The sequence below is a fragment of the Ruegeria sp. AN11 genome (assembly GCF_056536005.1).
The window spans coordinates 2632546-2659349 of sequence record NZ_JBQFJD010000001.1 but is presented as its reverse complement, the minus strand read 5'-3'; the positions used below and the strand labels follow the sequence as shown (position 1 = coordinate 2659349).

Sequence of the window (26804 nt, the reverse complement as noted above, 5' to 3'; positions counted from 1 at the left end):
TGTAGTGCACCGTTGGGTCCAGCTTGGGCCCGATGACGAAGTTGTTGTACGCGCAACCTCTACATCGCCTGACTGCCCCAACTTGCAAGTCGATGGCCATTTGGTCGCCATGAACAAAAGGGCGATACCAGACAGCCAGTTTCCGGAAATCGTCTGCGAGCATCGCGCGCCAAAAAGGGCGCAACAGATAATGCTTGAGGGAAACGCGCTGCCAATTCTAAATCCAAGCGTCCAGCGGATTGTCGTGATTGGAGATACCGGCTGCCGCATTCGGGGCGGCAGGGCTCAGGCCTGCAATGACCCGGTTGCCTGGCCATTGGAATCGATCGCGGCAGAAATTGCATCCAGATCACCGGATCTGATCATCCACGTTGGCGATTACCTGTACCGGTCAAGTGAGTGCCCAGACCCGGAAAAGTGCGGTGGTTCCCCTTTTGGTGACAATTTCCGGGCCTGGTCTGCAGATTGGTTGGACCCGGCCGAAACCCTGTTCGCTCTTGCCCCCTTCATATTTGTCAGAGGCAATCATGAAAGTTGCGGGCGCGGCGACAAAGGGTGGTTCCGGTATTTTGCACCTGGTCTCGTTCCGGATGATTGTCCGGCTGTGACTGAACCCTGGGTAGCCTCTGTCGACGGGTTTGATCTGATCGCATTCGACTCGTCCGCCGGTCCTGCCCCAAAAAGCAGCCCCGATCTGTTGCCCGAATATGGTCGAATGGCCGGGGATATGTTTGCAAACATCAGTGGCGAAACCTGGTTTCTCACTCATCGCCCACTTTGGGTAAACATGCGTGCCTTCGGTGAGCTGATTGATGGCGACGACACACAGCGCGCGGCGTTTGGCGAGGCCATGCCAGAACCATTGAACCTTGTCCTGTCTGGCCATATTCATGCGTTTCAGGCAATCGATTTGGCAGATGGGCCGGTGCAGGGGATAAGCGGCAACGGCGGGACACAGCTGGATCCAATGCCAACAGGTGCTTTGACCAATGTTGAAGTCGCCGGAAGCCTGGCAAGTCTCGTGGTCAACAACAGTGATTTCGGCTTCCTGATGTTGACCAGAGAGGTTGGAGACAGTTGGTCGATGGAGGCGATTGACGCAAAAGGAAACGCACTAAATCGATGCCTCCTGAGAAGCCGCGCGCTTTCTTGCGAGTGATATCACCGGATGGCACAACTACTCATCGCACCGGTTCAGAATGCGTAGCGCACGCCGAATTCGGTGTAGTTCTGATTTAGGACCAGATCGGCCTTTCGACTTTTTCCAAGAACCAGTTCGGCGTTGGGCAGGTCGTTCCCTGTTGCGCGTTGCAGTGCCGTTACGGGGTCGAGGCCGTGTTTGATCCACCGTTGTTGCAGCCTGCTTTCGAGTTCTTCCAATGTCGGGCTGACAAACACCGTCAGGGCAAAGACCTCCGCCAATGCATTCCAGGGATCACTGTCCATCAGAAGGTAGTTCCCCTCAACGACGACAATCGGAGTTTCTGGATGAACGGAAATCGCGTTTGCAATCGCCAGATCCATCTGTCTGTCGAACTTTGGGTGAAAGACTTCATGCTGCGCAGACTGCAGGCCCTTGATCGCCTTACAGAACCCAACCGCATCGAAGGTTTCCGGGGCACCTTTCTTGGCCAGTAGGTCCCGTGCTTCCAAGACGCGATTGTCCAGATGATAGCCGTCCATGGGCACCAGCGTTGCCTGTGGAACCTCCAAGCCCTGATCAGTGTTGAGCGATTGAACGACGGCCTCCGCCAGGGTCGATTTTCCGGATGCAGGGGGGCCGGCGATTGCGACAATCATCCGGACACCGGCCTGCCGTCGGGCGGCGATCAGGTCGCAAACGTGTTTTACGTCCTGCTCGATCACGCGGCGTCCTCTTTCGGGGGTTCCTTGGCGCCGGTCATGAAAGCCACAGCGTCGGACATCGTGTAGTCCTTGGGATCGATTGTGCAGAGCCGTTTGCCCAACCTGTGTACGTGAATACGATCGGCGACTTCGAAGACATGGGGCATGTTGTGGCTGATCAGGATGATCGGAATGCCTCGCGCCCGAACATCCTGGATGAGTTCAAGCACCTTGCGGCTTTCTTTCACGCCCAGTGCGGCTGTTGGTTCGTCCATGATGATGAACTTGGTCGCAAACGCAGCGGCACGGGCAACGGCCACGCCCTGGCGCTGGCCTCCGGACAGGGTTTCGATTGCCTGATTGATCGATTGAACGGTCATCAAACCAAGCTCGGTCAGCTTGTCACGCGCGAACTTCTCCATGGCTGGCCGGTCGAGCTGACGCAAGTATTTTCCCATGAAGCCCTGTTTGCGGATCTCGCGGCCCATGAACATGTTATCCGCAATCGAAAGGGCAGGGGACATCGCAAGCTGCTGATAGACGATCTCGATCCCCATGTTCCTTGCGTCAATCGGAGAGGTGAAGTTGACCTTCTTCCCCTCAATCAGGATCTCGCCCTCATCCGGGATCGTGGCGCCGCAGATTGCTTTGACGATGGATGATTTGCCCGCGCCGTTATCCCCGATGACCGCTAGGATTTCGCCCTGACGCAGTTCAAAATCGGAATGGTCGATGGCGGTTACATGGCCATAACGTTTTACGATCCCGCGGCCCTGCACGACTGGAGTTGTGTCTGACATCAGCCCGATACCTTTCTGATCCACTGGTCAACCGCGACCGCCGCGATGATGAGAAGTCCGATAAGCAGGAAGGTCCACTGTGCGTCCGCTCCCAGTAGCCTGAGGCCAAGCGTGAAGACGCCGACGATCAGGGCACCAAACAGGGATCCCAGAATTGAACCGCGCCCCCCGAAAAGCGAGATACCCCCGATCACAACCGCGGTGATGCTTTCGATGTTGGCCAATTGCCCGGATGTCGGCGAGACCGATCCGATACGCCCGATCAGAGCCCAGCCAGCGAAAGCACAGATCAGACCGGACAACATGTAGACCGACATCAATGTTCTGTGGACATTGACCCCTGACAGTTCTGCGGCTTCTGGATCGTCCCCCACTGCGTAGACATGTCGGCCCCAGGCCGTGTGTTTGAGCGCGTAGGCCAACACAAAGATCAGCACGAGCATGAATATGACGCCAACGGTGAATGTTGCTCCACCGATGCTGAACTTGGTGCCGAAGAACTGAAGGAAGGGGGCGTTTGCCTCGATGTCCTGGCTGCGAATGGTTTCGTTCGCGGAATAGAGGAAGTTCGTGGCCAGAACGATCTGCCACATTCCAAGTGTGACGATGAAGGGGGGAAGCTTGACGCGACTGACAAGCCAGCCATTGAGCGCTCCGATCATGGTTCCGGCGGCCAGTCCGCACATAACGGCAATTGGCACCGGAATGCCGTATCGGAAGGAAAACTGCCCCATGATGACAGAAGAAAACACCATGATCGCGCCAACGCTGAGATCGATGCCAGCGGTCAGAATGACCAGGCTTTGCGCTGCGGCCACGATGCCGACGATCTGCACCTGCTGAAGGATCAGGGTCATCGCGAAGGGCGAGAAGAACTTTGAGCCCAAAAGCAGTCCGAAAATCAAAATCGCACCGACCAGGACGATTAGCGGCACAAAGGACGGGTTAACATGCAGAAGATGCTGCAACTTCCCCAGAACGCCGTGGCGATGATCCTCAAAAGTCGCAACAGTTTCTGTTTTGCTGGCTGCGGATTCAAATCCCTGGGCGCTTTGGTTTGCTTCGGACATATCTCCCCCTTTTCGTGGGCGTTATGCCGCCCACGAGATTAGTGTACAGGAAGTTTCGGTTTGCTGGTGAAAGGAATGATGAGGCGCTTCGGCGCGCCTCATCCAACAGGCCTGCGCTTAGCCCCAGCAGAGCTCCAAGCCTTCAGCGACCGAAATCGATTCCACACCATCTACGGGCTGATCGGTAATCAGCGCAACGCCGGTATCGTAGAAGTCTTTACCGGGTGTGTTTTCTGGCTTCACGCCCTCGTCGGCCCATTTCTTCACGGCCTCAACACCAAGCGACGCCATCAGCAGGGGGTATTGCTGGCTTGTGGCACCGATTACTCCGGCCTCAACGTTTTGTACGCCGGGGCAGCCGCCATCGACCGAAACGATCAACACGTCGTTTTCACGCCCGATGGATTTCAGAGCCTCATAGGCACCCGCGGCCGCCGGTTCATTGATCGTGTGAACCACGTTGATCGTTGAATCCTTGGCCAGAAGGTTTTCCATGGCCCGGCGTCCACCTTCTTCGTTTCCGTCGGTCACGTCGCTGCCGACCAGCCGTGCATCTGTTTCATCGCCGATAACATTTGGATCCGCCAATTCCACTCCGAACCCGTCGAGGAAGCCCTGATTGCGCAGAACGTCCACGGTCGGCTGGCTGACATTCAGATCAAGCGTCGCGATTTTGGCGTCCGCTGCTGCATCACCCATTTTGGCCTTCGCCCATTGCCCGATCAGCAGACCTGCCTTGTAGTTATCTGTCGCAAATGTCGCGTCCGCCGAGTCAATCGGGCTGAGCGGCGTATCCAATGCGATCACAAGAACACCAGCGTCCCGAGCCTGCTGAACCGCGGGGACAATCGAACTTGTGTCAGACGCTGTCAGCAGAATTCCCTTGGCGCCATCGAGGATGCAGGTTTCAATCGCCTGGACCTGAGTTTCGTGGTCGCCATCGATTTTGCCAGCAAAAGCCTTCAGGGTCATGCCAAGCTCTTCCGCCTTCGCGGTCGCACCCTCCTTCATTTTTACAAAAAATGGATTGGTGTCAGTCTTGGTGATCAGGCAGACGGTCTCACCGGCCGCTTGCGCAGATGCGGCAGCCAGTGTGAGTGCAGTCGCCGATGCGGCAAGCTTGAGTAAATTTCTCATGTTGTCCTCCCATAAAATCATCGTCGTCCCGCATGGCGCGCCAGCGAGACCTACCTCCATCCTCCAATGCAGGTCGTATCCAACAAACCGCGATTCGAGCCTCGATGTCAATAAGTAAATAAAGTTTATTTATTAATTCGATCAGATATCTTTTCATAAGAAAACAAGGTGGTTATGTTCGGGATTATGGAGAAAGAAGCACTTAAAATGCTGACCGGCGGGGTAAGTCAAAGCGGTGTTCGCGATCATAACGAGCGGCTGATTTTGACGGTTTTACAACGCCATGGACCGGCAGCGGGTGCGGATGTTGCCCGGTTGACCGGCCTTTCTCCTCAGACCGTTTCAATCATCCTGCGCAAACTTGAAAAGGATGAGATTCTCAAACGTGGAACCCCTTTACGTGGGAAAGTTGGCAAGCCTTCGGTCCCGATGGAGTTGAACCCGGAAGGCATCCTTTCGGTCGGCATGAAGATTGGGCGGCGCAGTGCAGACCTGCTTTTGATCGACTTTACAGGCAAGCCGCGCCGCCAGCTTTCCACCACTTATGACTACCCGCTGCCAGAAGCCGTATTCGGATTTCTGGAGGCTGGCCTGGAAACGCTTTTGGCGCATGAGCCCCGGAAACTTCGGGATCGCGTTTGCGGGATTGGAATTGGCACCCCATTCGAGCTTTGGAAGTGGCACGACCTGACGGGGCTGGCGGCCAAACAGTTCCGGTCCTGGAAGAACGTAAACTTCTTTAGCGAGGTGGCCAGGTTCAGCAGTTTGCCTGTTTTTGTCGTCAACGATGCGACAGCAGCGTGTCACGCCGAACATCTCTACGGTCGCGGCGCGGAATACCGCGACTATTTCTACTTTTTCATCGGCTCGATGATCGGCGGCGGGGTCGCTTTGAATGGCACGGTGTTCGAGGGCAACCAGGGCAACGCCGGGGCCCTGGGCGCGATGCGCACCACCGGCCCCCTGGGCGAAAGCCAGCAGCTGATCGACACAGCCTCGCTGTTTTTGCTTGAGGACAGGCTGGTCGAAGCGGGCGTCGATCCGGGCATTCTCTGGAAGAAGCCGCAGGATTGGAGCAGCATTTCCCGGTATGTTGAGCCGTGGATTGGCACAACAGCTCAGGAATTGGCCAAAGCCGCGCTTTCGATCTGTGCTGTCATTGATTTCGAGGCAATCTTCATAGATGGGGCATTCCCGCCGGAGGTCAGGGAAGAACTGGTTTCAAGGGTGCGTCGCTATCTGGCCAACCAGGACAAGCGGGGGTTGATCCCGCCGGTCGTTGAAAGTGCAGCGGTCGGGGAAAACGCGCGCGGCATAGGCGCGGCGAGCAGTCCGATCTTTCGCCAGTTTCTGTTGAACACCAATGCGGGGCTTTCCGGAATGTAGCGGAAGCGCATTACAGGCATATTGGAGCAGAAGCTCGCAAAACCCATTCGAAACAAAATTCCCCCAAGCATCTGCACCCGGGGGAATTTCAGTTCTGTATCTTTGACCTGTCAGAACGGCTGATCGGCCAATCTCAATTGACGAAAGCCTAAATGTCGAACTTGACGCCCTGCGCCAGCGGCAGTTCGGCCGAGTAGTTCACGGTGTTGGTCTGGCGGCGCATGTATGCCTTCCAGGCATCCGAGCCACTTTCGCGCCCGCCGCCGGTTTCTTTTTCACCGCCAAACGCGCCACCGATCTCGGCGCCGGAAGGTCCGATGTTGACGTTGGCAATGCCACAATCCGATCCGGCCGCGGTCAGGAACTGCTCGGCCTCGCGCATGTTCAGGGTGAACACGCAGGATGACAGGCCCTGCGGCACATCATTCTGAATGTCCAGCGCTTCGGCAAAGTCGTCATATCCCATGACATAAAGGATCGGCGCAAAGGTTTCGGTCTTCACCACCGCGCTTTGACCGGGCATTTCGACGATAGCAGGTTCCATGTAGACGCCGGCCGGCACGTTTTCGGTCACCCGATTACCGCCAAAGACAGTTCCGCCCTCGGCTTTTGCGGCCTCCAACGCTGCGGTCATGGCCGCGCCCGAGGCTTCATCCACCAGCGGGCCGACCAAGGTGCCTTCGGCCAGCGGATTGCCGATGGGCAGACCGGCATAGGCCTTCTTCAGACGGCTCACTAGTTCCTCGTGGATCGAGTTGTGCGCGATCAGGCGACGCAGGGTGGTGCAGCGCTGACCGGCGGTGCCAACAGCAGAGAACACGATGGCACGAACCGCCATTTCCAGATCGGCCGAAGGGCCAACGATCATAGCGTTGTTTCCGCCCAGCTCCAGAATGCACTTGCCGAAACGTTGCGCCACGATGGGGGCCACCGCGCGGCCCATGCGGGTCGAACCTGTTGCCGAGATCACCGGAACATCCTCGCTGGCCACCAGCGCTTCACCCAGGGCGGCGCCCCCGATCAGGGTTTGCAGCAGGCCGTCAGGCGCATCGCCGAACCGGGCGAGCGCGCGCTCAAAAATCCTCTGGCAGGCCATGGCGGTCAGCGGCGTCTTCTCGGACGGCTTCCAGATCACCGGATCGCCACAGACCAGGGCCAGCGCCGCGTTCCAGGACCAGACCGCGACCGGGAAGTTGAAGGCCGAGATCACGCCGACCGGACCTGCCGGATGCCATGTCTCCATCATCCGGTGACCGGGGCGCTCGGAGGCGATGGTCAGACCGTAAAGCTGACGCGACAGGCCGACAGCAAAATCGCAGATATCGATCATCTCCTGCACTTCGCCCAGACCTTCCGAGGTGATCTTGCCAGCTTCCCAGCTGACCAGAGCGCCCAGATCATCCTTGGCGGCCCGCAGCTCCTCGCCCAGCAGGCGGATCAACTCGCCGCGGCGCGGTGCCGGAACGACACGCCAGGCTTTGAAAGCCGATTGCGCGCGGGCAAAGACAGCGTCCATCTCTGCAACCGGTGTCTCGTGCACTTGTGCCAGCAGGCTGCCATCGATCGGAGACGTCACCTTGAGCGTGCCGCCGTTCAGTTCGGCCTCGGTCAGATCCAAATTCGCAAGCGTGGTTTGGGCTGTCATCACAATGTCTTTCATATCTCAGGCTGCCTTGTTCTGTTTGGTGACGTCACCAGCGCGATAAAGCTGGCCGAATTCGGTGTTGAGGAAGTCATCAAGTTTGACCTGTTCCTGCCGGACAAACCCCTTCGCGGGCAGTGCGCCGATGCGCATCAGGTCAACCACGCCCAGAACACCTGCGGCGGTGGTGACCTGAATGGCGCTCCAGACCTGTCCGTTGATGGTGCGGGCAAAGGACTTGTTGATCAGGGACTTCTCGCGCAGCACCCCGTCAATCCTGCCCTTGGCGGTGCAGTAAACCAGAACGACGTCCTGGTCGGTGCGGGGCAATGCGGCTTCGAAAATCTCTTTCAGCAGATCGCGGCGGCGTTCCAGCCCCAGATCGTTCAGAAGCAATTTCAGAATGTCGCAATGGCCCGGATAGCGGATCGAGCGATAGGACACGGCCCGCGCCTTGCCTTCCAGCGTTTCCGGCAATGTGCCCAAGCCACCCGAAGTGTTGAAGCACTCGTATTCCACGCCGTCATGGCCCAGAACCTCGTAATCTTCCAGCGGTGCAGTCTTGACCAGCTTGCCGTTCACGATGGCATCGCACGGGTTGCAGTATTCGTTGATCAGCCCGTCGGTTGACCAGGTCAGATTATATTTCAGCGCATTTGTCGGATACAGCGGCAATGCGCCCACCCGCATATGCAGGCTGTCGATCTCGTCAAACTCTGCAGCCAGAGAAGCGCCGGCAATCCCGACAAAGCCGGGTGCTAGGCCGCATTGCGGCATGAACGCCGTCTCGCTGCCCTCGGCAAGCTCGCGCACCGCCTGGGTTGCGGCGACATCTTCGGTCAGGTCGAAATAATGCGCGCCCGCAGCCTTGGCTGCCTTGGCAATGGTCGGGGTCAGAAAGAACGGTGCTGCCGAAATGACGGCATCAAATCCCGTCAGCTCTTTGGCCATGCCGTCCGCGTCAGTGGCGTCGATCTGTTTGGTGCTAACGCCTATTTTCGCGATATCGCCCAAGGCTTTCAGGTCATGATCCGCAACCGTAACACTGTAATTCGGCGACCCTTTCAAAAGCGTCGCGATCATCTGCCCGATCTTGCCGGCCCCGATGACACAAATATTCCAGGACATCAGTTTCTCCACAAAAACTGTCTTGCGTGGAAAATGGCTGAAAGGGGTTACGCTTCATAGGGACCAATCTGACGAATTGCATCCAGAAGCCGTCAAAATGACGGAATTTTTGTCAGTTCGGTAGGTCGGTTGCAAAGCACCGTGGCACGTAACGAGGGTTGCAAATTGACATGACGTTGAAATCACGAACGGCTCAAAAAGCCGAAGGCCTTCTGGGCGCGGTGTATCAGGGGCGATCCGTGGGCGTGGCGCAGCAGGTTTCAATTGCGCCCTCAAACTCGAGCCGCAATTGAAAGCAATGAGACCTAAATTTCCAGCGAAATTCTGTGAGCTGGACTACGCCGCGCCCGAAAACTCGGCCCACTTCTGGCGAAGTGTCGCCGTCAGGCCGGTTGGCTGAGGTTCAGCCTGCTCCGAAATCTCTTCAGCCGAAGCCAGCACCGGAAACTCGGAGCGTACTGTTTGAAGCGACGGAGTGCTCTGCGAGAGCTCCTCACACATGACCGCGGCAATTGCGGCCTCCAACTCGGCCTCGTCCAATTCCTGTGCCGGGGACTCCATCGTCCTTAGACGCAGATACGGGTAATACGGCCTTTCATATTCCTCATGCATTGTAACACCAAACCGTTAACTCAGACATTCGCAGATCGATGCGCCACACTTGAATCCAACACATCGCCTGAAAACTTGTTCTGCCAGGAATGCGTCACACTCGCCCCACATGCGGCGGCATTGCAGCTTAAATGTGGCAAAACATTGTCAGTCGGGCAAGCTAGGAGCGGCACCGGACGGAAAAAACCGTTCAAACTGACCAGCTTAGCAAACAAAGGGGTAGGTTTTGGCGGGACTGTTTCCCGTTGCTCCATTATGGGAACGATTTTTGCCCATAATCGCGACGGTCAGTTCCGATACTCAATCGGTGTCACGCCACCGATTCACGATGGGATACCGGCGATCCAACCAGAAGGCGCGTTTGGTCAGCCTTGTTCCCGGCGCAGACTGAAACCGCTTGTACTCGCTGATGTAGATCAGATGTTCGACCCGACGGGCCTCGGCCTCGTCAAAACCTGCCGCCACGCAATCGGCGATCGAGCCGTCCTGATCGACCAGAATCTCCAGGATGGCATCCAGAACCGGATAGTCGGGCAGGCTGTCACTGTCCTTTTGGTCCTCGCGCAGTTCTGCGCTTGGGGGCTTGTCGATAACTGACGGGCGGATGACCTCACCCGCCGGTCCCATCATCCAGTTGCGATGATTGGCATTGCGCCAGCGGCAGGTCTCGAACACGCGGGTCTTGTACAGATCCTTGATCGGATTGTAACCGCCGTTCATATCGCCATAAATGGTGGCATATCCCACCGCGACCTCGGATTTGTTGCCGGTTGTCAGCAGCATCTCGCCAAACTTATTCGAAATCGCCATCAGCAGAAGTCCACGCAGGCGAGACTGAACATTCTCTTCGGTCAGGTCTTCGTTTCGACCTTCAAACAAAGGGGCGAGCGAATTGGTGACAGCAGCGCGGCTTTCCGAGATCGGAACAAAATCGTAGTGCACGCCCAACGCCTTTGCGACGGCCTCGGCGTCATCCAGAGAGGCCTGGCTGGTATATTCCGACGGCAACATTACGCAGCGCACGTTTTCTGACCCGAGCGCATCCACCGCTATTGCCGCCACCAGCGCGGAATCGATGCCGCCTGACAGACCAAGCAGGGCTTTGCCGAACCCGGTTTTCCCCATGTAATCGCGCAAGGACTGAACCATTGCGCGATAATCCTGTTCCCATTCATCCGGTTGCGGCACGATTTCTGCGGGTGCAATGCGCCAGCAATCTTCGCTACGTTCCAGATCAATATGTGTGATCGCATCATCAAACACGGGCATCCGGAACGCCAGCTCTCCACCCGGATTCAGGCCGAATGTTCCGCCGTCAAAAACCTGGTCGTCCTGACCGCCCACCATGTTGAGGTAGATCAGCGGCAGTCCGGTTTCGACAACGCGCGCCACCATGTGGTTCAGGCGTATGTCGTATTTGTCGCGGAAATACGGTGATCCGTTGGGGATCAGCAGAAACTCGGCGCCGGTTTCTGCCAGCGTTTCGGTTACATCCTCGTGCCAGCTGTCTTCGCAAATCGGGCTGCCGATGCGGGTGTTGCCCACCGAATAGGGGCCACCCAGCGGTCCGGCGTCATAAAGGCGGACTTCGTCGAAAACCGTTTCATTGGGCAGGTGATGTTTCAGGACTTTGCTGGAAATCCGCCCGCCCTTGAGGATCAGATAGGCGTTGAACAGTTTGCCATCCTCGACCCACGGACCGCCAATTGCCAGCGCCGGCCCATCGGCGCAGCGTTCAGCAAGCGATTCGACCGCAGCCATGGCCGCTTGGTGAAACACCGGCTTCAGGATCAGATCCTGCGTGTTGTACCCGGTGATGAACATTTCGGGCAACGCCACCAGATCGGCCTTTGCATCGCGCCCTTGTTCCCAGGCGGCATGGGCTTTGGCAGCATTGCCGTCGATATCCCCGACAACGGGGTTGAGTTGCGCCAGAGTGATGCGGAAACGGTCGGCCATACTGCCCTCTTGCCCTCGACTGTCCTATTGCCATTTACCAGATCGCACCGTGAGGAAAAGACAAATGCGGCAAAAGCCGTTGCCCTGCCCTGAGTGGTGCCTTAGTTTTGCGCAACAGAACGCATTCAAAGCATGACCGGCCAGGCGTGAAAACCCATGAACTTGTTTCGCATATCTATAGCCGTTTCACTTTTGGCCCTGACGGCGGTCAACGTGGCCGCGCAGGGTGACGACGTCATCATCGCCGATGACGAGGTTGGCGGCGTCTACGAGGGCACGTTTGAAAATGGACTACGTCATGGGACCGGCACGTATCGCCTGCCTGACGGTTTCGAGTATTCCGGTGAATGGTTCGAAGGCGAGATCAAGGGCAAGGGCATCGCGCGCTACGCCAATGGCTCGGTCTATGAAGGGATGTTTGCAAAAGGCCAGCCCGAGGGGCGCGGCAAGATCGTTTTTGCCGATGGCGGCAGCTACGAAGGCGATTGGGCCGGCGGATCCATCAACGGGACAGGTATCGCCGAATACGCAAACGGAATGCGGTATGAAGGCGAGTTCAAGGATGACCGCCATCACGGCAAGGGCATGATCAAGGATCCTGCCGGCTATGTCTATGACGGTGATTGGGTCGACGGCGTGAAGCAGGGCAAAGGCCGGATAACTTACGCCGAAGGCGGCGTCTATGAAGGCGATATCGAAAACGGGCTGCGTCATGGCCAGGGTACGCTGACGCTTTCTGACGGGATGATCTACACGGGGGACTGGTCACAGGATCTGATCACCGGCAAAGGCCGTCTCACCCAGGCCAACGGCGATGTCTACGAAGGGGACATGGTCGAGGGTCGGCGCGAAGGAAAAGGCAAGGCGACCTACAAGAATGGCGCGACATATGAAGGCGACTATGTGGATGATCGCCGCCACGGCAAAGGCCGGTTTCTCGGCGCGGACGGGTTCGACTATAACGGCGAGTGGTCCGAAGGCCAGATTGAGGGATTTGGTGAGTTGATCTATCCGGATGGATCAACCTATGTCGGGGACTTTCAGGCTGACCTGCCGCACGGCAAGGGTATGAACACTTTTGCGGACGGTACGATCTACGAAGGCGATTGGATCGCCGGCGTGTTCGAAGGCAACGGCAAGGCGACCTATCCCAGCGGCGTCGTCTACACCGGACAATTCAAGAATGCCCGCAGCCATGGCCAGGGCGTTCTGACATTTGCCAACGGCTACAGATACGAGGGCGAATGGGTTGACGGCGAACGGCACGGCAAGGGCAAGGCCAGTTTCGCTGACGGCACCGTTTACGAGGGTGATTTCCGGAACGGTGAGCGCCACGGCGAAGGAACGATCACAGCGCCAAACGGGTTCAGCTACACGGGCGGCTGGATTGACGGCAAGATCAGTGGTGATGGTATTGCCACCTACGCAACCGGCGACGTTTATGAAGGCAGCTTTGTTGACAACAAACGGCAAGGCAACGGCACCATGAAATATGCCAACGGGCTGGAAGAAACCGGTGTCTGGGAAAATGGTGCGCTGGCGGAAAAGGCTGACGAATCCCAGGACGCCACGGATGCGGATGAACCAACGCAGGAAAACGCAGAGGAACCGGCCGCTTCGGATGGGTGACCCTTACCTACCAGGGTATCCGTTCACCGGCCCAGTCAAAAAAGCCGCCGCTATCCGCAGGCATTAATCCTTCGATGACGGACAGCAGATTGCGGGCAGCTTCATCCGGTTCGACTGCCGGGTGCCGCCCCAGATATTTTCGCGTAAACTCGGTTTTGACCGTACCGGGGTGCAGCGCCACGCAAATCGCCTGTGCATGTGTGCGTTCCAGTTCAATTGCAGCGGTGCGCGTGATCTGATTGACCGCTGCCTTTGCGGCGCGGTAGCTGATCCATCCCCCAAGCCGGTTGTCCCCGATGGAACCGACGCGCGCGGACAGGATGGCAAAAACCGAACGCCGATCCCGAGGCAGCAACCGATTTGCGTGGCTAAGCACAAGGGCTGGCCCAACCGCGTTCAACGCGAACTGGTCCATCATCGCCGTTGAAGACAGCGACCGGATGGTCTTTTCCGGCCCGTGGCCATCGATCTCAAGCGCGCCAGTGGCGACCAGAACCAGATCAAACGGGCCCTGAAGCTTGTCCAGCGCGGAGTGAACCGCGTCGGGTTTCGTCATGTCAAATCCATCGGCCGAGCGGGACAACCCGGTCACGCTGACCTGTTGCAGGTCCAGCTGCCTGCAAATGGCGCGTCCAATTCCTCCGCTTGAGCCGATGATCAATGCTGATTTCATGTGCGCCAACCTAGAAGGATACCCGTCCGAATCAATGCCCGGCTGAAAAGGCCGGGTCCGGTCAGAGGATCGCAAATTGGTTCTTTTCATTCCTTGCGGGCTCTGTATAACCTCACAGTCATGATCAACCGCGCAGATATCCCTTATGCCGACACCGCTTTTTGCGGTGCGTCGCTGCGTGGCCTACTGATCCTAATCCGCCTCTGAGCGTGCCATTCGGCGCGCCCGCTCAGAGGAGGACGCCCGCGCGCCATAGGCTTTAGGACAGAAGAAGAAAGAGAATCCCATGACCAACGTGACCGACCAAGACCGCGTCTTGATCTTTGACACCACTTTGCGCGACGGCGAGCAAAGCCCCGGCGCCACCATGACCCATGACGAAAAGCTTGAGATCGCCGAGCTGCTGGACGACATGGGCGTCGACATCATCGAGGCCGGTTTCCCAATCGCCTCTGAGGGTGACTTCAAAGCGGTTTCCGAAATCGCCCAACGTTCAAAAAACAGTCGCATCTGCGGTCTGGCCCGCGCAAATTTCGCGGATATCGACCGCTGCTGGGAGGCGATCAAACACGCCGAACAGAACCGCATTCATACATTCATCGGCACCTCTCCGCTGCATCGCGCCATTCCGAACCTCACGCAGGACGAAATGGCGGAAAAGATCCATGAAACGGTCAGCCATGCCCGCAACCTGTGCGAGAATGTGCAGTGGTCGCCAATGGACGCGACCCGGACGGAATGGGATTACCTGTGCCGCGTTATCGAGATCGCGATCAAGGCAGGCGCGACCACGATCAACATACCCGACACTGTCGGCTATACGGCACCACTGGAATCCGCCGATCTGATCAAGCGCCTGATCGAAACCGTTCCCGGCGCAGATGAAGTCGTCTTCGCGACCCACTGTCACAATGACCTGGGGATGGCGACCGCGAACTCTCTGGCGGCCGTGATCGGCGGGGCGCGTCAGATCGAATGCACCATCAACGGCCTTGGCGAACGTGCGGGCAATACCGCGCTGGAAGAAGTTGTGATGGCCATGCGGACCCGCAATGACATCATGCCGTTCCGCACCGGGATCGATACCACCAAGATCATGCATATCTCGCGCCGGGTCGCCACGGTGTCGGGCTTCAACGTGCAGTTCAACAAGGCCATTGTCGGCAAGAACGCCTTTGCCCATGAAAGCGGTATCCATCAGGACGGGATGCTGAAGAACCGCGACAATTTCGAGATCATGCGCCCCGAGGATGTGGGATTGTCTGGCACTTCGCTGCCCTTGGGCAAGCACTCGGGCCGCGCGGCATTGCGGGACAAGCTGAACACGCTGGGCTATGAGGTCGGTGACAACCAGCTCAAGGACATCTTTGTTCGGTTCAAGGATCTGGCTGACCGCAAGAAAGAGGTCTTTGACGACGACATCATCGCGCTTATGACGCTGGATGATGACGAAGCGAACGATTTTCTGCAGCTGGTGTCGATGAAAGTCACCTGCGGCACCGGAGGTCAGGCAGAATCGACGGTTGAGCTTGAGGTTGACGGAAAGGATGTCATCGCCACGGAATACGGTGACGGCCCGGTTGATGCGACGTTCAGGGCGATCCGCGCGATCTTCCCGAACGAGGCTCATCTGCAGCTCTATCAGGTGCATGCCGTCACCGAAGGGACGGACGCCCAGGCCACTGTTTCGGTGCGGCTGGAAGAGGATGGCATGATTGCAACCGGCCAATCGGCGAATACCGACACTGTGGTGGCCTCGGCCAAGGCTTATATCCATGCTCTCAACCGCCTGGTCGTGCGCCGTGCAAAAGCCGGGCCGGGGGCGGACACGCGTGAGATCAGCTACAAGGACCTGACCTGAAGAGCGGGAAAGCTCCCGCACCCGCGGCGGTCCGGCTGCGCAGAACCACCTTGCGGCTTTGGGCCCGGCACCGCGCTTTGGCGCGGTGCCGGGCCCAAACCAATTGACTGCATCTTTGATGCCGGCAAACGGGGCGAGGGTTCCTCCGTTGTTTGCGCGAACGTCTCTCAGATCCTGTCGAACAGGGCCGTAAGCCGCGCGGTTTCATCTTCGAAACCGTACGGAGCGTTGATTATGAACATCCCTGAACCGATCATGTTGTGCCCTTCCCGGGCAGGCGGAAAGATCACTTCGTGGCGCATCACCTTTGGCAATGCCTGATTGGTCAGGGCCGCCAGCATATGCTTATGACGGTCATCGGCCAGAATCGGGTACCACAGCGCGATCACCCCGACATTCCACTTGCGGTGCAGTTTGGCGACGATCACCGGTAAACGACCATATTCGGCCTTCACCTCGTAGCTGGGATCGATCAGCAACATTCCACGACGCGGCGTGGGCGGCAGCAGGGATTGCGCCAGTTCATAGCCATCCTGCCGATACACCCGTGCGTTTCGGGCCGTTAGCGCGCCTGAAAGGGCCGCGTATTCCTTTGGGTGCAGTTCCGCGAAATGCAAATTGTCCTGTGGGCGTAACAGGCTGGCTGCGATCATGGGAGAACCCGGGTAACAGGCCGGTCCATACCGGGCCTGTATGTCCGAGATTGCCCGGGCCAGCGGGTGTTCCGGATCGAACCAGGCCTCGCGCCGCGCCCTTTCGATGCCCGCGTCCGCTTCGCCGGTTTTGCGGGCCTCCTCCGAGTCCAGATGGTATAGCCCGCGTCCGGCGTGGGTTTCGATGTAGCTCAGCGGTTTGTCTTTTTGCGTCAGATAACGCAGCGTCCAGGCCAGCAATGCGTGCTTTTGCACGTCCGCCAGATTCCCGGCGTGGTAAATATGTTGATATGAAAGCATTTTGCCTTCTAAAGTCCCTATCAATGAGGCGAAAAGGCGCTGATTGTCACGGAATCAGGCCTTTAATCGGGCGTGTTGGCACCCTATAAGTCATCCGTCCCGGAACCGTCGAGTCGCGGGCAGTAGAAAATTCTGACAGACAGGATCAGGGGAAACATGGGGATCTTTGGCAATCTGGGCGGCCTGTTCACAGCGGACATGGCCATTGACCTTGGGACGGCGAACACGCTGGTTTATGTCAAAGGGCGCGGCGTCATTCTGTCCGAACCCTCTGTGGTCGCCTATCACGTCAAGGATGGCGTGAAGAAAGTGCTGGCTGTGGGCGAAGACGCCAAGCTGATGCTGGGCCGGACCCCCGGTTCCATCGAGGCCATCCGCCCGATGCGTGAAGGGGTCATTGCCGACTTCGACACCGCCGAGGAAATGATCAAACATTTCATCCGCAAGGTGCACAAACGCTCGACCTTTTCGAAACCGAAAATCATCGTTTGTGTTCCGCATGGTGCGACACCGGTCGAAAAGCGTGCAATCCGACAGTCGGTTCTGTCCGCGGGGGCCCGTCGCGCGGGTCTGATCGCTGAACCCATTGCGGCCGCCATTGGCGCGGGAATGCCGATCACCGATCCGACCGGAAACATGGTCGTCGATATCGGTGGCGGTACAACCGAAGTTGCGGTTCTGTCGCTGGGCGACATCGTTTATGCCCGCTCGGTTCGCGTCGGTGGGGACCGGATGGACGAGGCCATCATCTCGTACCTGCGCCGTCAGCAGAACCTGCTGGTAGGTGAATCGACCGCCGAGCGTATCAAAACCACCATCGGCACTGCCCGTATGCCCGATGATGGCCGTGGTCAGTCGATGCATATCCGTGGTCGCGACCTGCTGAACGGTGTGCCAAAGGAAATCGAGATCAGCCAGGCTCAGGTGGCTGAGGCGCTGTCCGAACCAGTCCAGCAGATCTGCGAGGCGGTGATGACCGCGCTGGAAACCACGCCGCCCGATCTGGCAGCGGACATTGTGGACCGGGGGGTCATGCTGACCGGCGGTGGCGCTCTGTTGGGTGATTTGGACCTCGCGCTGCGCGAACAGACCGGTCTGGCCGTGTCGATTGCCGATGAAAGCCTGAATTGTGTGGCTTTGGGAACCGGCAAGGCGCTGGAATACGAAAAACAACTGCGCCACGCGATTGACTACGAAAGCTAAGGCGCGCACCCTTCCAATACAGGGTTAACAATCGGGCGCGAGCAGCACGGGAAGGAGTCCTGTGGCAAAGGACCGATCACAGCGCGACGAATACACCACCCCCTTACGCCGCTTGTTGCTGGGGATCGTTGTTTTGTGCCTGCTGGGTATCTTTCTGGTCTGGCGCATTGACAGCCCACGGGTCGAGAGGTTTCGCGCTCAGGTCGTGGATGCCGTGGTGCCCTCGATGGAATGGGCCATGGTGCCGGTCACGGCCACGGTCAACCTGGTCCGCGATTTCCAGAGCTATCAGCGGCTGAGCGAGCAGAACCGGGAATTGCGCAGTGAACTGCGCCGGATGCGTGCCTGGAAAGAGGCGGCGCTGCAGCTGGAACAGGAAAACGCCCGGCTGCTGGACCTGAACAACGTCCGGCTGGATCCGCGCCTGACCTATATCACCGGTGTTGTCATGGCCGACAGCGGCTCCCCCTTCCGGCAGTCTGTCGTTCTGAACGTGGGACAGCGGGACGGTATAGTCGATGGCTGGGCCGCCATGGACGGGATCGGGCTGGTTGGGCGCATCTCCGGCGTCGGCGCCGACACGGCGCGTGTCATCCTGATGACGGACGCCTCGAGCGCTATCCCTGCCACCATCCAGCCTTCCGGGCAGACCGCTTTGATCAAGGGGGACAATACAGCGGTACCATTGGTCGAGTTTCTGGAAAACCGTGAACTCGTCCGACCCGGCGACCGGGTCATCACGTCGGGCGACGGTGGCGTTTTCCCGGCAGGATTGCTGATCGGTCAGATCACCGCCGATCCGGGTGGCAGGTTGCGCGTGCGTCTGTCCGCCGATTTCGAGCGGCTCGAGTTTCTGCGCGTGCTGCGCTACCAGTCGGCGCCCGCCATTCGTGATTCCGGGGATATCGTTGGTCCGCTGCGGCCCGAAGCATCCCTGACCCCGGATGAGGCCGCAGATGGATAAGGCTGTTTCCCATCTCTGGGCCATGCGCTGCCTCTATGTTTTTCTGGTGGTTCTAGTGCTGTTTCTGCACCTGTTGCCGCTGAACACGCAGCCGGACCGCTGGCCGTTTCCGGATGTTCTGATCGCCCTCACATTCGCCTGGGTGCTGCGGCGCCCCGAATACACGCCCATCGCAATTGTGGCCGTTGTCATGCTGATAGCCGACCTGCTTCTGCAACGGCCGCCGGGGTTGCTGGCGGCACTGGTCGTTGTGGCAACAAACTATTTGCGCTCGGCAGCGCCGGGAATGCGGGATGTCGGATTTTTTGGCGAATGGAGCTCGGTCGCGGCGGTGATGACCGGTATCTTTGTGCTCAACCGTTTCATTCTGTCGGTTCTGTCGGTCCAGCAGGCCGCCTTTTGGCCGACAGTTGTTCAACTGATTTTGACCATCGCCATCTATCCCTTGATTGTACTGATCAGTCAGAATGGTATGGGCGTCCGCCGTATTTCAGCTGCGGATGCCGGTATTGTCGGGGCGCGGGCATGAAGCAGAAACGCACCAAATCCCAAGGCCTTGCCTACAAACGTCTGCCGCGCAGGGCGTTGGTTCTGGGTGGTTTGCAGGCGGTCTTTATCGGTGGTCTGGCTGCGCGGATGCGGTTTATGCAGGTTGATCAGGCCGATCAGTACCGGCTGCTGGCCGAGGAAAACCGGATCAACATCCGCCTGATCCCGCCGACACGCGGGCGCATCTATGACCGGAACGGGCAGGTCATTGGCCAGAACTCGCCGTCCTACCGGATCGTGATCGTGCGCGAAGACGCGGGTGATATCGACTCGGTCATTGCCAAGCTTTCGGAACTGATCCCCCTGAACGAGGATGAGATCGAGCGTGCCAGGACGGAAATGCGCCGGTCCGCACCCTTCCTGCCGGTCACGTTGGCAGATCAGGTCACGTGGGAGGACATCTCGAAAGTGGCGGTGAACGCGCCTGCCCTGCCCGGCGTGACGCCCGAAGTCGGTCTTACCCGCCAATATCCCCGGTATGAGGATTTCGCCCATATCGTCGGTTATGTCGGCCCGGTCAGCGACTACGACCTGAGCCAGATGGAAGACCCCGAGCCGGTTTTGCGCATCCCCCGGTTCCAGATCGGCAAGGTCGGGCTGGAGGCCAAGCAGGAGGCCGCCCTGCGCGGCAAGGCCGGGGCCAAGCGGGTCGAGGTCAACGCGACCGGTCGCGTGATGCGGGAACTGGACCGCCAGGAGGGTGAAGCCGGGGCCGACCTGCAATTGTCGATCGACGCCGATCTGCAGCAATACGCACAGGCCAGATTGGCCGGGGAAAGCGCGGCGGCGGTTGTGATAGACTGCGAAACCGGCGATCTGCGTGCGATTGCCTCGGCCCCCAGCTTTGATCCCAACCTGTTTGTACGCGGTATCTCGGTCGCCGATTACAGGTCGCTGACACAGGACAAATATCGTCCGCTGGCAAACAAGACGGTACAGGGTACCTATCCACCGGGGTCGACCTTCAAAATGATCACGGCCATGGCTGCGCTTGAGGCAGGCGTGATCGGGCCCGGCAACACGGTATATTGCCCGGGTCATCTGAAAGTCGGCAGCCGCAGGTTCCATTGCTGGAAGCGCGGCGGGCACGGTACGGTCGATCTGGAAACCTCTCTCAAACGCAGTTGCGACGTCTACTACTATGATGTTGCCCTGCGCGTGGGCATCGACAGGATATCCGACATGGCCCGAACCTTCGGGCTGGGCATCAAGCACGATATTCCGATGTCGGCCGTGGCAGGGGGGCTGGCGCCAAATCAGGAATGGAAACAGCGGGTCCACGGGCAGGAATGGCTGGTCGGGGACACCGCGAACGCCTCGATCGGTCAGGGCTTCATGTTGGCCTCGCCCATGCAGCTTGCCGTCATGACCGCGCGGATCGCCACAGGCCGCGCCGTGACGCCGCGCCTGGTCCGGTCGGTCAACGGGGTCGAACAGCCCTCGGGCGCGGGTGAGCCACTTGCGGTCAATCAGCGGAACCTGTCACAGGTGCGCAAAGCGATGTTCTCGGTCTCCAATGACCGGCGTGGAACGGCCTACCGCAGCCGTATCATCGCAGATGAGTTTCGCATGGCGGGCAAGACGGGTACCAGTCAGGTCCGCAATATTACCAAAGCTGAACGCGCCGCTGGCGTGATCCGAAACGAAGACCTGCCCTGGGAACGGCGCGACCACGCGCTGTTTGTCAGCTTTGCCCCGTACGATAATCCGAAATACGCCATAGCCGTCGTCGTTGAACATGGCGGCGGTGGGTCCAAGGCGGCGGCCCCTGTCGCGCGGGACATCATGCTTCAGGCGCTCTACAACGGTACGCCCCCGCTTGAGGCGTATCCGGTTGCCGACCGCGAGCGCATCAAGGAACAGCAAAAACGGCTGGAGGGCGATCGCCGCCCCAAAGCGCGTCCGGATGAAAAGGACCGCGCATGAGCTATCTTGAATATGCCGTCAAATCCACGCCGTCGGGGTTTCGCAAGTTTCTGTATATGAACTGGCCGCTGACCCTGCTGTTGATCAGCACGGCCAGTGCCGGGTTCCTGATGCTGTATTCGGTGGCGGGCGGTTCGTGGACCCCGTGGGCCGAACCGCAGATGGAGCGGTTCGGGATGGGTCTGGCGGCCATGTTCATCGTGGCGCTTGTGCCGATCTGGTTCTGGCGCAACATGTCGGTTCTGGCCTATCTCGGCTCGATCGTTCTGCTGATCTTTGTCGAGCTTTTCGGCACGGTCGGCATGGGCGCGCAGCGCTGGATCGACCTTGGGTTCATGCGGCTTCAACCGTCCGAGGTCATGAAGGTTGCCCTGGTCATGGTGCTGGCCGCCTATTACGACTGGTTGCCGTCGCACAAGACCTCGCGCCCGCTTTGGGTGCTTATCCCTGTTGCCCTGATCCTGATCCCAACGTTCATGGTGCTCAAACAGCCTGATCTGGGTACGTCGATCCTGTTGCTGGCTGCTGGCGGTGGCCTGATGTTTCTGGCTGGTGTCCACTGGGCCTATTTCGCCGCCGTGATTGCAGCAGGTGTCGGGCTGATCGCCACAGTGTTCAATAGCCGTGGGACAGACTGGCAATTGCTCAAGGACTACCAGTTCAGGCGCATCGATACGTTTCTCGATCCTTCCACCGATCCGCTTGGCGCGGGTTACCACATTACACAGTCCAAGATTGCCCTGGGATCCGGGGGCTGGAACGGACGCGGGTTTATGCAGGGCACTCAGTCGCGGTTGAACTTCCTACCCGAGAAACATACCGATTTCATCTTTACCACACTGGCCGAAGAGTTCGGGTTCGTCGGCGGCATCACGCTGTTGATCCTGTATGCTCTGATCCTGATTTTCTGCATGGTTACCGCGCTGACGACCAAAGACCGTTTCTCATCGCTTGTGACTTTGGGCATTGCACTGAACTTCTTCCTGTTCTTTGCCGTCAACATGTCCATGGTCATGGGTCTTGCCCCGGTTGTCGGCGTTCCGCTGCCCATGGTCAGCTATGGCGGCTCGGCCATGCTGGTTCTGATGGCCGCGTTCGGCATCGTTCAAAGCGCGCATATCCATCGTCCTCGTTAATCTGAAAGGCAATCCATGACAGTGAATGTCCTGTTTTCCGCACGTCCCGGGCTTTGGCCTGTTTATGAGCCGTTGCTGCGCCAGGGCCTGTCCGAAGCCGGGCTGGAGTTTGAGTTGTCGCCAGAGATTTCACCGGAACAGGTCGACTACGTGGTTTACGGACCGACGGGCGGATTGCGGGATTTCGGGCCCTTCAGTCGGCTCAAGGCTGTACTCAGCCTGTGGGCCGGAATCGAAAGTATCGCGGACAATGAAACACTGATCGTGCCGCTGGCCCGGATGGTCGATCACGGGCTGACACAAGGCATGACAGAATGGGTCGTCGGGCATGTGCTGCGCTACCATCTGGGGATGGATCGTCACATCACCGTCCAGGACGGCGTCTGGACGCCTGAAGCGCCGCCTCTCGCGCAGCAACGGCATGTAACGGTTTTGGGTCTGGGCGCTTTGGGGCTGGCCTGCGCCAAGGCACTGGCCGCGCTGAATTTCAATGTTACCGGTTGGAGCCGCACGCCCAAGGACGTCGACGGCGTGACTTGTCTGCATGGGCAGAAGGGATTGAAAAGGGCGCTGTCTCAGGCAGAAATTGTGGTTCTGCTGCTGCCCGATACGGCAGCGACGGAAAACACGCTGAACACGGAAACGCTGGCTCTATTGCCCAAAGGTGCCCGAATCCTCAACCCGGGTCGCGGGCCGTTGATCGACGATGATGCCTTGCTGGATGCGTTGAATTCCGGGCAGGTGGGCCATGCCACGCTGGATGTGTTCCGGACCGAACCACTGCCGCCCGAGCATCCGTACTGGGCACATCCCAACGTGACTGTGACACCTCATATCGCGTCCGAAACCCGCGAGATCACTGCCGCGCAGGTTATCTGCGAAAACATCCGGCGCGGTGAGGCGGGCGAGCCCTTCCTGCATCTGGTGGATCGCCAGTTGGGGTACTGACGCCCCCCCGGATCAGGCGGCGATCAGGCCCCGCCCTTTCAGCAGTGCCTCGACACCCGGCAGACGGCCACGGAAGGCGAGATACAGGTCTTCGGCCTCGCGTGAGCCTCCGGTGGACAGGATGTTGTCCTCAAGCGCCTGGGCGCGATCAGGATCGAAGGCGCTGCCCGCCTCCTCAAATGCCGCAAAGGCGTCGGCATCCATGACCTCGGACCACATGTAGCTGTAGTAGCCGGAACTGTATCCGTCCCCGGAAAAGACATGCGCGAAATGCGGAGTGGCGTGGCGCATTCCGATGGCTCGCGGCATTCCGATTTCGGCCAGAACTTCGGCCTGTTTCGCCATGGGGTCGGCTGGGGCCGCGCCGTCGTGGAATGCCAGATCGACCAGAGCCGAGGCGACATATTCCACGGTCTGAAAGCCCTGATCGAAATTGGCCGCTTTCAGTACCTTCTCCAACATGTCCTTTGGCATCGGTTCGCCGGTTTCTGCATGCGTTGCGTATTTTGCCAGTACCTCGGGCACTTCCAGCCAGTGTTCGTAAAGCTGGCTGGGCAGTTCCACAAAGTCCCGCGCAACGCTTGTGCCCGAGATGCTTTCATAGGTCACATTCGACAGCATCTGATGAAGGGCATGGCCAAATTCGTGAAACAGGGTGCGCGCGTCGTCGTAGGACAGCAGCGCCGGGTCGCCTTTGGCGAAGTTGCAGACATTAATGACAACTGGCGCCTGTTCCTTGGGGAATTTCGCCTGCGCGCGCATTGCGCTGCACCAGGCACCGGACCGTTTGGAACCGCGCGCGAAGTAGTCCCCGATGAACACCGCGATATGCTTGCCATCGCGCGTCACCTCCCATGCGCGGCAATCGGGGTGATAGAGCGGGAAATCCAGCGGCTTGAATTCCAGCCCGAACAGCCGATTGGCGCAGGCAAAGGACGCCTCGATCATACGCTCCAACTGCAGATACGGCTTGAGCGCGGCCTCATCCAGATCATGCTCGGCCTTGCGCCGTTTTTCCGCGTAATATCGCCAGTCCCAGGCTTCCAGCGGCCCGTTGACCCCGTCCTCCTGCATCATTTGCGTCAGGGTTTCGGCATCGGCATCTGCGCGCGCCTTAGCAGGCTTCCAAACCTGCATCAGCAGGTCCCGCACCCTATCCGGCGTCCGGGCCATTTCCGTTTCCAGCTTGTAATCGGCAAAGCTGCCATAACCCAGCAGCGTAGCGCGTTCTTCGCGCAACGAAAGGATTTCAGCGGCAATCCCGCGATTGTCGGTTTCCCCGCCTTTCGCACCACGCGCCGCCCACGCGAGATACGCCTTTTCGCGCAGATCGCGGCGGGGCGAGAATTGCAGAAACGGCACGATCAAGGACCGTGACAGGGTCACAACCGGGCCATCCAGCCCTTTCTCCTTGCCGGCCGCACGGGCGGCATCGGTAACAAAACCGGGCAGACCGGCCAGATCACCCTCGGTCAACTCCATGAACCAGTCTCTTTCATCCGCCAGCAGGTTCTGGGTGAAGGATGTGCCCAACGTGGCCAGGCGGGATTTGATTTCCTGCATGCGGGTATCGTCATCACCCTGCAACGCCGCACCCGCGCGCACAAAACCGCGGTGGGTCAGCATCAGGACACGCGCCTGTTCGTCGGTCAGGCCCAATTCACCGCGCCGCGCCCAAAGATCGGCGACCCGCTGAAACAGAGGTTTGTTGGATGAGATCGCGGAAAAATGGGCCGCCAGTTTGGGTGAGAAATCGCGCTGAAGGGCTTCGCGCGCCGGGTTGCTGTCCGCACCTGCGACCGTAAAAAAGACCGCCAGAACCTTGTCCAGCTGTTCCCCGGCGGCTTCGAGTGCCTCGATTGTATTGGCGAATGTCGGGGCGTCCGGATTTGTCGCGATGGTATCGATCTGGGCGGTGTGCGCGGCCAATGCCTGATCCAGCGCCGGGGCAAAATCATCGTCCGAAATCTCGGCAAATGGGGCGATTGCAAAAGGGGTGTTCCAGTCGGACAGGATCGGGTTGGTCATTCAGATCTCCTTTGTCCGACAAGGTAGGCAGCCTGCCTGTGATGGTCCAGAGGGCGGGCGTGCACGTCGCCTGAAAAAGTCGCAATCCGGCTTGCATCGGTAGTGTGGCGCACGCAGGGTCGTCGGCAAAGGGAGACAGGATATGACCAAGCCGAACCGTCCCGCCGGGATCATGACCAGGGCCATCCACGCAGGCGATGCGCCGGATGCCTCGACCAACGCGTCTGCTCCGCCGATCCACATGAGCTCGACCTATGTGACCGAGGATCTGGCGGGTTTTTCGGCCCATGACCTGACGCCGGACAGCCCGTTTGTCTATTCGCGCTGGGCGAACCCGACGGTCGCGGGTCTGGAGGCCAAGATTGCCGCGTTACAGGGGACTGAAGCCTGTCTGGCAAGCGCGTCCGGGATGGCTTCTGCGTCAGCGATCTTTTTCACCTTTCTGTCCGCCGGAGATCATCTGATCGTGTCGGATGTTTCTTATGCAGGGGTCGCGGAACTGGCACGCGAGACTTTGCCGCGTATGGGGATCGAAGTCTCGGCGGTCAACATGTCCGATCCGGCCTCGGTGGCGGCCGCAATTCGCCCCAACACCCGCCTGATCCACACGGAAACGCCGGTGAACCCGATCGGTCGCCTGACCGATCTGGCCGCCGTCTCGAAACTGGCGCGTGACGCCGGGGCGTTGCTCAGCTGTGATGCGACCTTTGCATCGCCTTTGGGCATGGACACGGTGGGTCTTGGCGTTGATCTGACGATGCATTCGATTACCAAATATATCGGCGGCCATGGTGATGCGATTGGCGGCGCCGTTGCCGGGTCCGCCGAGCTGATCGCGAAAATGCGGATCGAGGCAGGTATTCATCATGGAGGCGTTTTGTCCCCCTTCAACGCCTGGCTGATCGCGCGCGGGGCTTCGACCCTGCCGTTGCGGATGAAAGCGCACGAGGCGGGTGCAATGGCCGTGGCGCACTGGCTGGAAGACGACCCACGTGTCACGAAAGTCATCTATCCGGGTCTTGCCTCGCATCCGCAGGCGGATCTGGCGGCACGGCAGATGTCGAACAAATCCGGCATGATTTCGTTTCAGGTAGGTAGCGCCGCGGATGGCGAGCGTATCGCGCAGCAGATGATCGAGCGGCTTGAGGTGATTCACTACGCGGTGTCGCTGGGGCATCATCGCAGCCTGATTTTCTGGATGGGAACCGATGGCCTGATGGAAACGTCCTTCCGGCTGAGTGGTGCGCAGCTTGAGGACTACCGCGCCTATGCCAGCGACGGTATTTTCCGCCTGTCTGTCGGGCTTGAAGACGCCGAAGACCTGATCGCCGATCTGGATCGCGCATTGGGTTAGC

General features: G+C 59.0%; 22 protein-coding genes. 11 read left to right on the top strand and 11 right to left on the bottom strand.

What is annotated here, in order from left to right:
- Positions 1-190 precede the first annotated feature (190 nt).
- Positions 191-1159, top strand: a complete 969-nt coding sequence (locus tag ACR3EQ_RS13135; RefSeq protein WP_170615757.1) for a metallophosphoesterase — start codon at positions 191-193, stop codon at positions 1157-1159.
- Positions 1160-1194: 35 nt separating this feature from the next.
- On the opposite strand, the gene ACR3EQ_RS13130 is transcribed toward ACR3EQ_RS13135, so the two are convergent.
- The 4 genes from ACR3EQ_RS13130 to ACR3EQ_RS13115 form a co-directional block, all read right to left on the bottom strand.
- Positions 1195-1866: a nucleoside triphosphate hydrolase gene (locus tag ACR3EQ_RS13130; protein ID WP_480490872.1), complete on the bottom strand. Its 672-nt coding sequence runs from the start codon at positions 1864-1866 to the stop codon at positions 1195-1197.
- Positions 1863-2645, bottom strand: a complete 783-nt coding sequence (locus tag ACR3EQ_RS13125; RefSeq protein ID WP_170615755.1) for an ATP-binding cassette domain-containing protein — start codon at positions 2643-2645, stop codon at positions 1863-1865. Before ACR3EQ_RS13125 ends, ACR3EQ_RS13130 begins: the two co-directional genes overlap by 4 nt.
- Positions 2645-3715 carry an ABC transporter permease gene (locus tag ACR3EQ_RS13120; RefSeq protein ID WP_170615753.1) on the bottom strand — a complete coding sequence of 357 codons (1071 nt, stop codon included), beginning with the start codon at positions 3713-3715 and terminating at the stop codon, positions 2645-2647. The genes ACR3EQ_RS13125 and ACR3EQ_RS13120 overlap by 1 nt, the downstream gene beginning before the upstream one ends.
- Before the next feature lie 117 nt (positions 3716-3832).
- Positions 3833-4852 (bottom strand): sugar ABC transporter substrate-binding protein, encoded by a 1020-nt coding sequence (locus ACR3EQ_RS13115; protein ID WP_170615751.1) that lies wholly within the window; start codon positions 4850-4852, stop codon positions 3833-3835.
- 186 nt (positions 4853-5038) lie between these two features.
- Between ACR3EQ_RS13115 and ACR3EQ_RS13110 the strand changes: the two genes are divergently transcribed.
- Positions 5039-6238, top strand: coding sequence for an ROK family transcriptional regulator (locus ACR3EQ_RS13110; RefSeq protein WP_170615779.1), 1200 nt, complete (start codon positions 5039-5041; stop codon positions 6236-6238).
- 148 nt (positions 6239-6386) lie between these two features.
- Here the strand turns inward: ACR3EQ_RS13110 and amaB are convergent, their stop codons facing one another.
- The 4 genes from amaB to ACR3EQ_RS13090 all read right to left on the bottom strand — a co-directional run bounded on the left by amaB (position 6387) and on the right by ACR3EQ_RS13090 (position 11579).
- Complete coding sequence (amaB, locus tag ACR3EQ_RS13105) at positions 6387-7883, bottom strand: L-piperidine-6-carboxylate dehydrogenase (protein ID WP_170615749.1); 1497 nt, start codon at positions 7881-7883, stop codon at positions 6387-6389.
- An 18-nt stretch (positions 7884-7901) separates the two neighbouring features.
- Positions 7902-9008 carry a saccharopine dehydrogenase NADP-binding domain-containing protein gene (locus ACR3EQ_RS13100; RefSeq protein ID WP_170615747.1) on the bottom strand — a complete coding sequence of 369 codons (1107 nt, stop codon included), beginning with the start codon at positions 9006-9008 and terminating at the stop codon, positions 7902-7904.
- Positions 9009-9344: 336 nt separating this feature from the next.
- Positions 9345-9620: a hypothetical protein gene (locus tag ACR3EQ_RS13095; protein WP_170615745.1), complete on the bottom strand. Its 276-nt coding sequence runs from the start codon at positions 9618-9620 to the stop codon at positions 9345-9347.
- A gap of 300 nt (positions 9621-9920) precedes the next feature.
- A complete protein-coding gene (locus tag ACR3EQ_RS13090; protein ID WP_170615743.1) occupies positions 9921-11579 on the bottom strand; it encodes an NAD+ synthase in 1659 nt (552 codons plus the stop codon).
- Between the two features lie 156 nt (positions 11580-11735).
- Between ACR3EQ_RS13090 and ACR3EQ_RS13085 the strand changes: the two genes are divergently transcribed.
- Entirely contained in the window at positions 11736-13208 is a 1473-nt protein-coding gene (locus ACR3EQ_RS13085; RefSeq protein WP_170615741.1) for a 2-isopropylmalate synthase, read from the top strand.
- A 7-nt stretch (positions 13209-13215) separates the two neighbouring features.
- On the opposite strand, the gene ACR3EQ_RS13080 is transcribed toward ACR3EQ_RS13085, so the two are convergent.
- Complete coding sequence (locus tag ACR3EQ_RS13080; protein ID WP_170615739.1) at positions 13216-13881, bottom strand: SDR family NAD(P)-dependent oxidoreductase; 666 nt, start codon at positions 13879-13881, stop codon at positions 13216-13218.
- Between the two features lie 286 nt (positions 13882-14167).
- Between ACR3EQ_RS13080 and ACR3EQ_RS13075 the strand changes: the two genes are divergently transcribed.
- A complete protein-coding gene (locus ACR3EQ_RS13075) occupies positions 14168-15742 on the top strand; it encodes a 2-isopropylmalate synthase (RefSeq protein ID WP_170615737.1) in 1575 nt (524 codons plus the stop codon).
- Positions 15743-15909: 167 nt separating this feature from the next.
- Here the strand turns inward: ACR3EQ_RS13075 and ACR3EQ_RS13070 are convergent, their stop codons facing one another.
- Positions 15910-16695, bottom strand: coding sequence for a 23S rRNA (adenine(2030)-N(6))-methyltransferase RlmJ (locus ACR3EQ_RS13070; RefSeq protein WP_170615735.1), 786 nt, complete (start codon positions 16693-16695; stop codon positions 15910-15912).
- A gap of 156 nt (positions 16696-16851) precedes the next feature.
- Between ACR3EQ_RS13070 and ACR3EQ_RS13065 the strand changes: the two genes are divergently transcribed.
- From ACR3EQ_RS13065 to ACR3EQ_RS13040, 6 genes are all read left to right on the top strand, one after another.
- Positions 16852-17898 (top strand): rod shape-determining protein, encoded by a 1047-nt coding sequence (locus ACR3EQ_RS13065; RefSeq protein WP_039523195.1) that lies wholly within the window; start codon positions 16852-16854, stop codon positions 17896-17898.
- 61 nt (positions 17899-17959) lie between these two features.
- Positions 17960-18862 (top strand): rod shape-determining protein MreC, encoded by a 903-nt coding sequence (gene mreC / locus ACR3EQ_RS13060; protein ID WP_170615733.1) that lies wholly within the window; start codon positions 17960-17962, stop codon positions 18860-18862.
- Complete coding sequence (locus ACR3EQ_RS13055; RefSeq protein WP_170615731.1) at positions 18855-19391, top strand: rod shape-determining protein MreD; 537 nt, start codon at positions 18855-18857, stop codon at positions 19389-19391. Before mreC ends, ACR3EQ_RS13055 begins: the two co-directional genes overlap by 8 nt.
- The gene (mrdA, locus tag ACR3EQ_RS13050; protein ID WP_480490868.1) at positions 19388-21337 is read left to right on the top strand and encodes a penicillin-binding protein 2; all 1950 of its coding nucleotides are present in this window, start codon (positions 19388-19390) and stop codon (positions 21335-21337) included. Before ACR3EQ_RS13055 ends, mrdA begins: the two co-directional genes overlap by 4 nt.
- A complete protein-coding gene (gene rodA / locus ACR3EQ_RS13045; RefSeq protein ID WP_170615727.1) occupies positions 21334-22473 on the top strand; it encodes a rod shape-determining protein RodA in 1140 nt (379 codons plus the stop codon). The genes mrdA and rodA overlap by 4 nt, the downstream gene beginning before the upstream one ends.
- A 15-nt stretch (positions 22474-22488) precedes the next feature.
- Positions 22489-23421: a 2-hydroxyacid dehydrogenase gene (locus ACR3EQ_RS13040; RefSeq protein ID WP_170615725.1), complete on the top strand. Its 933-nt coding sequence runs from the start codon at positions 22489-22491 to the stop codon at positions 23419-23421.
- Between the two features lie 12 nt (positions 23422-23433).
- Here ACR3EQ_RS13040 and ACR3EQ_RS13035 read toward each other — a convergent pair whose 3' ends face one another.
- A complete protein-coding gene (locus tag ACR3EQ_RS13035) occupies positions 23434-25449 on the bottom strand; it encodes a M3 family metallopeptidase (RefSeq protein ID WP_170615723.1) in 2016 nt (671 codons plus the stop codon).
- Positions 25450-25591: 142 nt separating this feature from the next.
- On the opposite strand from ACR3EQ_RS13035, the gene ACR3EQ_RS13030 reads away from it, so the two are divergent.
- Positions 25592-26803 (top strand): aminotransferase class I/II-fold pyridoxal phosphate-dependent enzyme, encoded by a 1212-nt coding sequence (locus ACR3EQ_RS13030; protein WP_170619574.1) that lies wholly within the window; start codon positions 25592-25594, stop codon positions 26801-26803.
- The last annotated feature ends 1 nt before the right edge of the window (position 26804 follow it).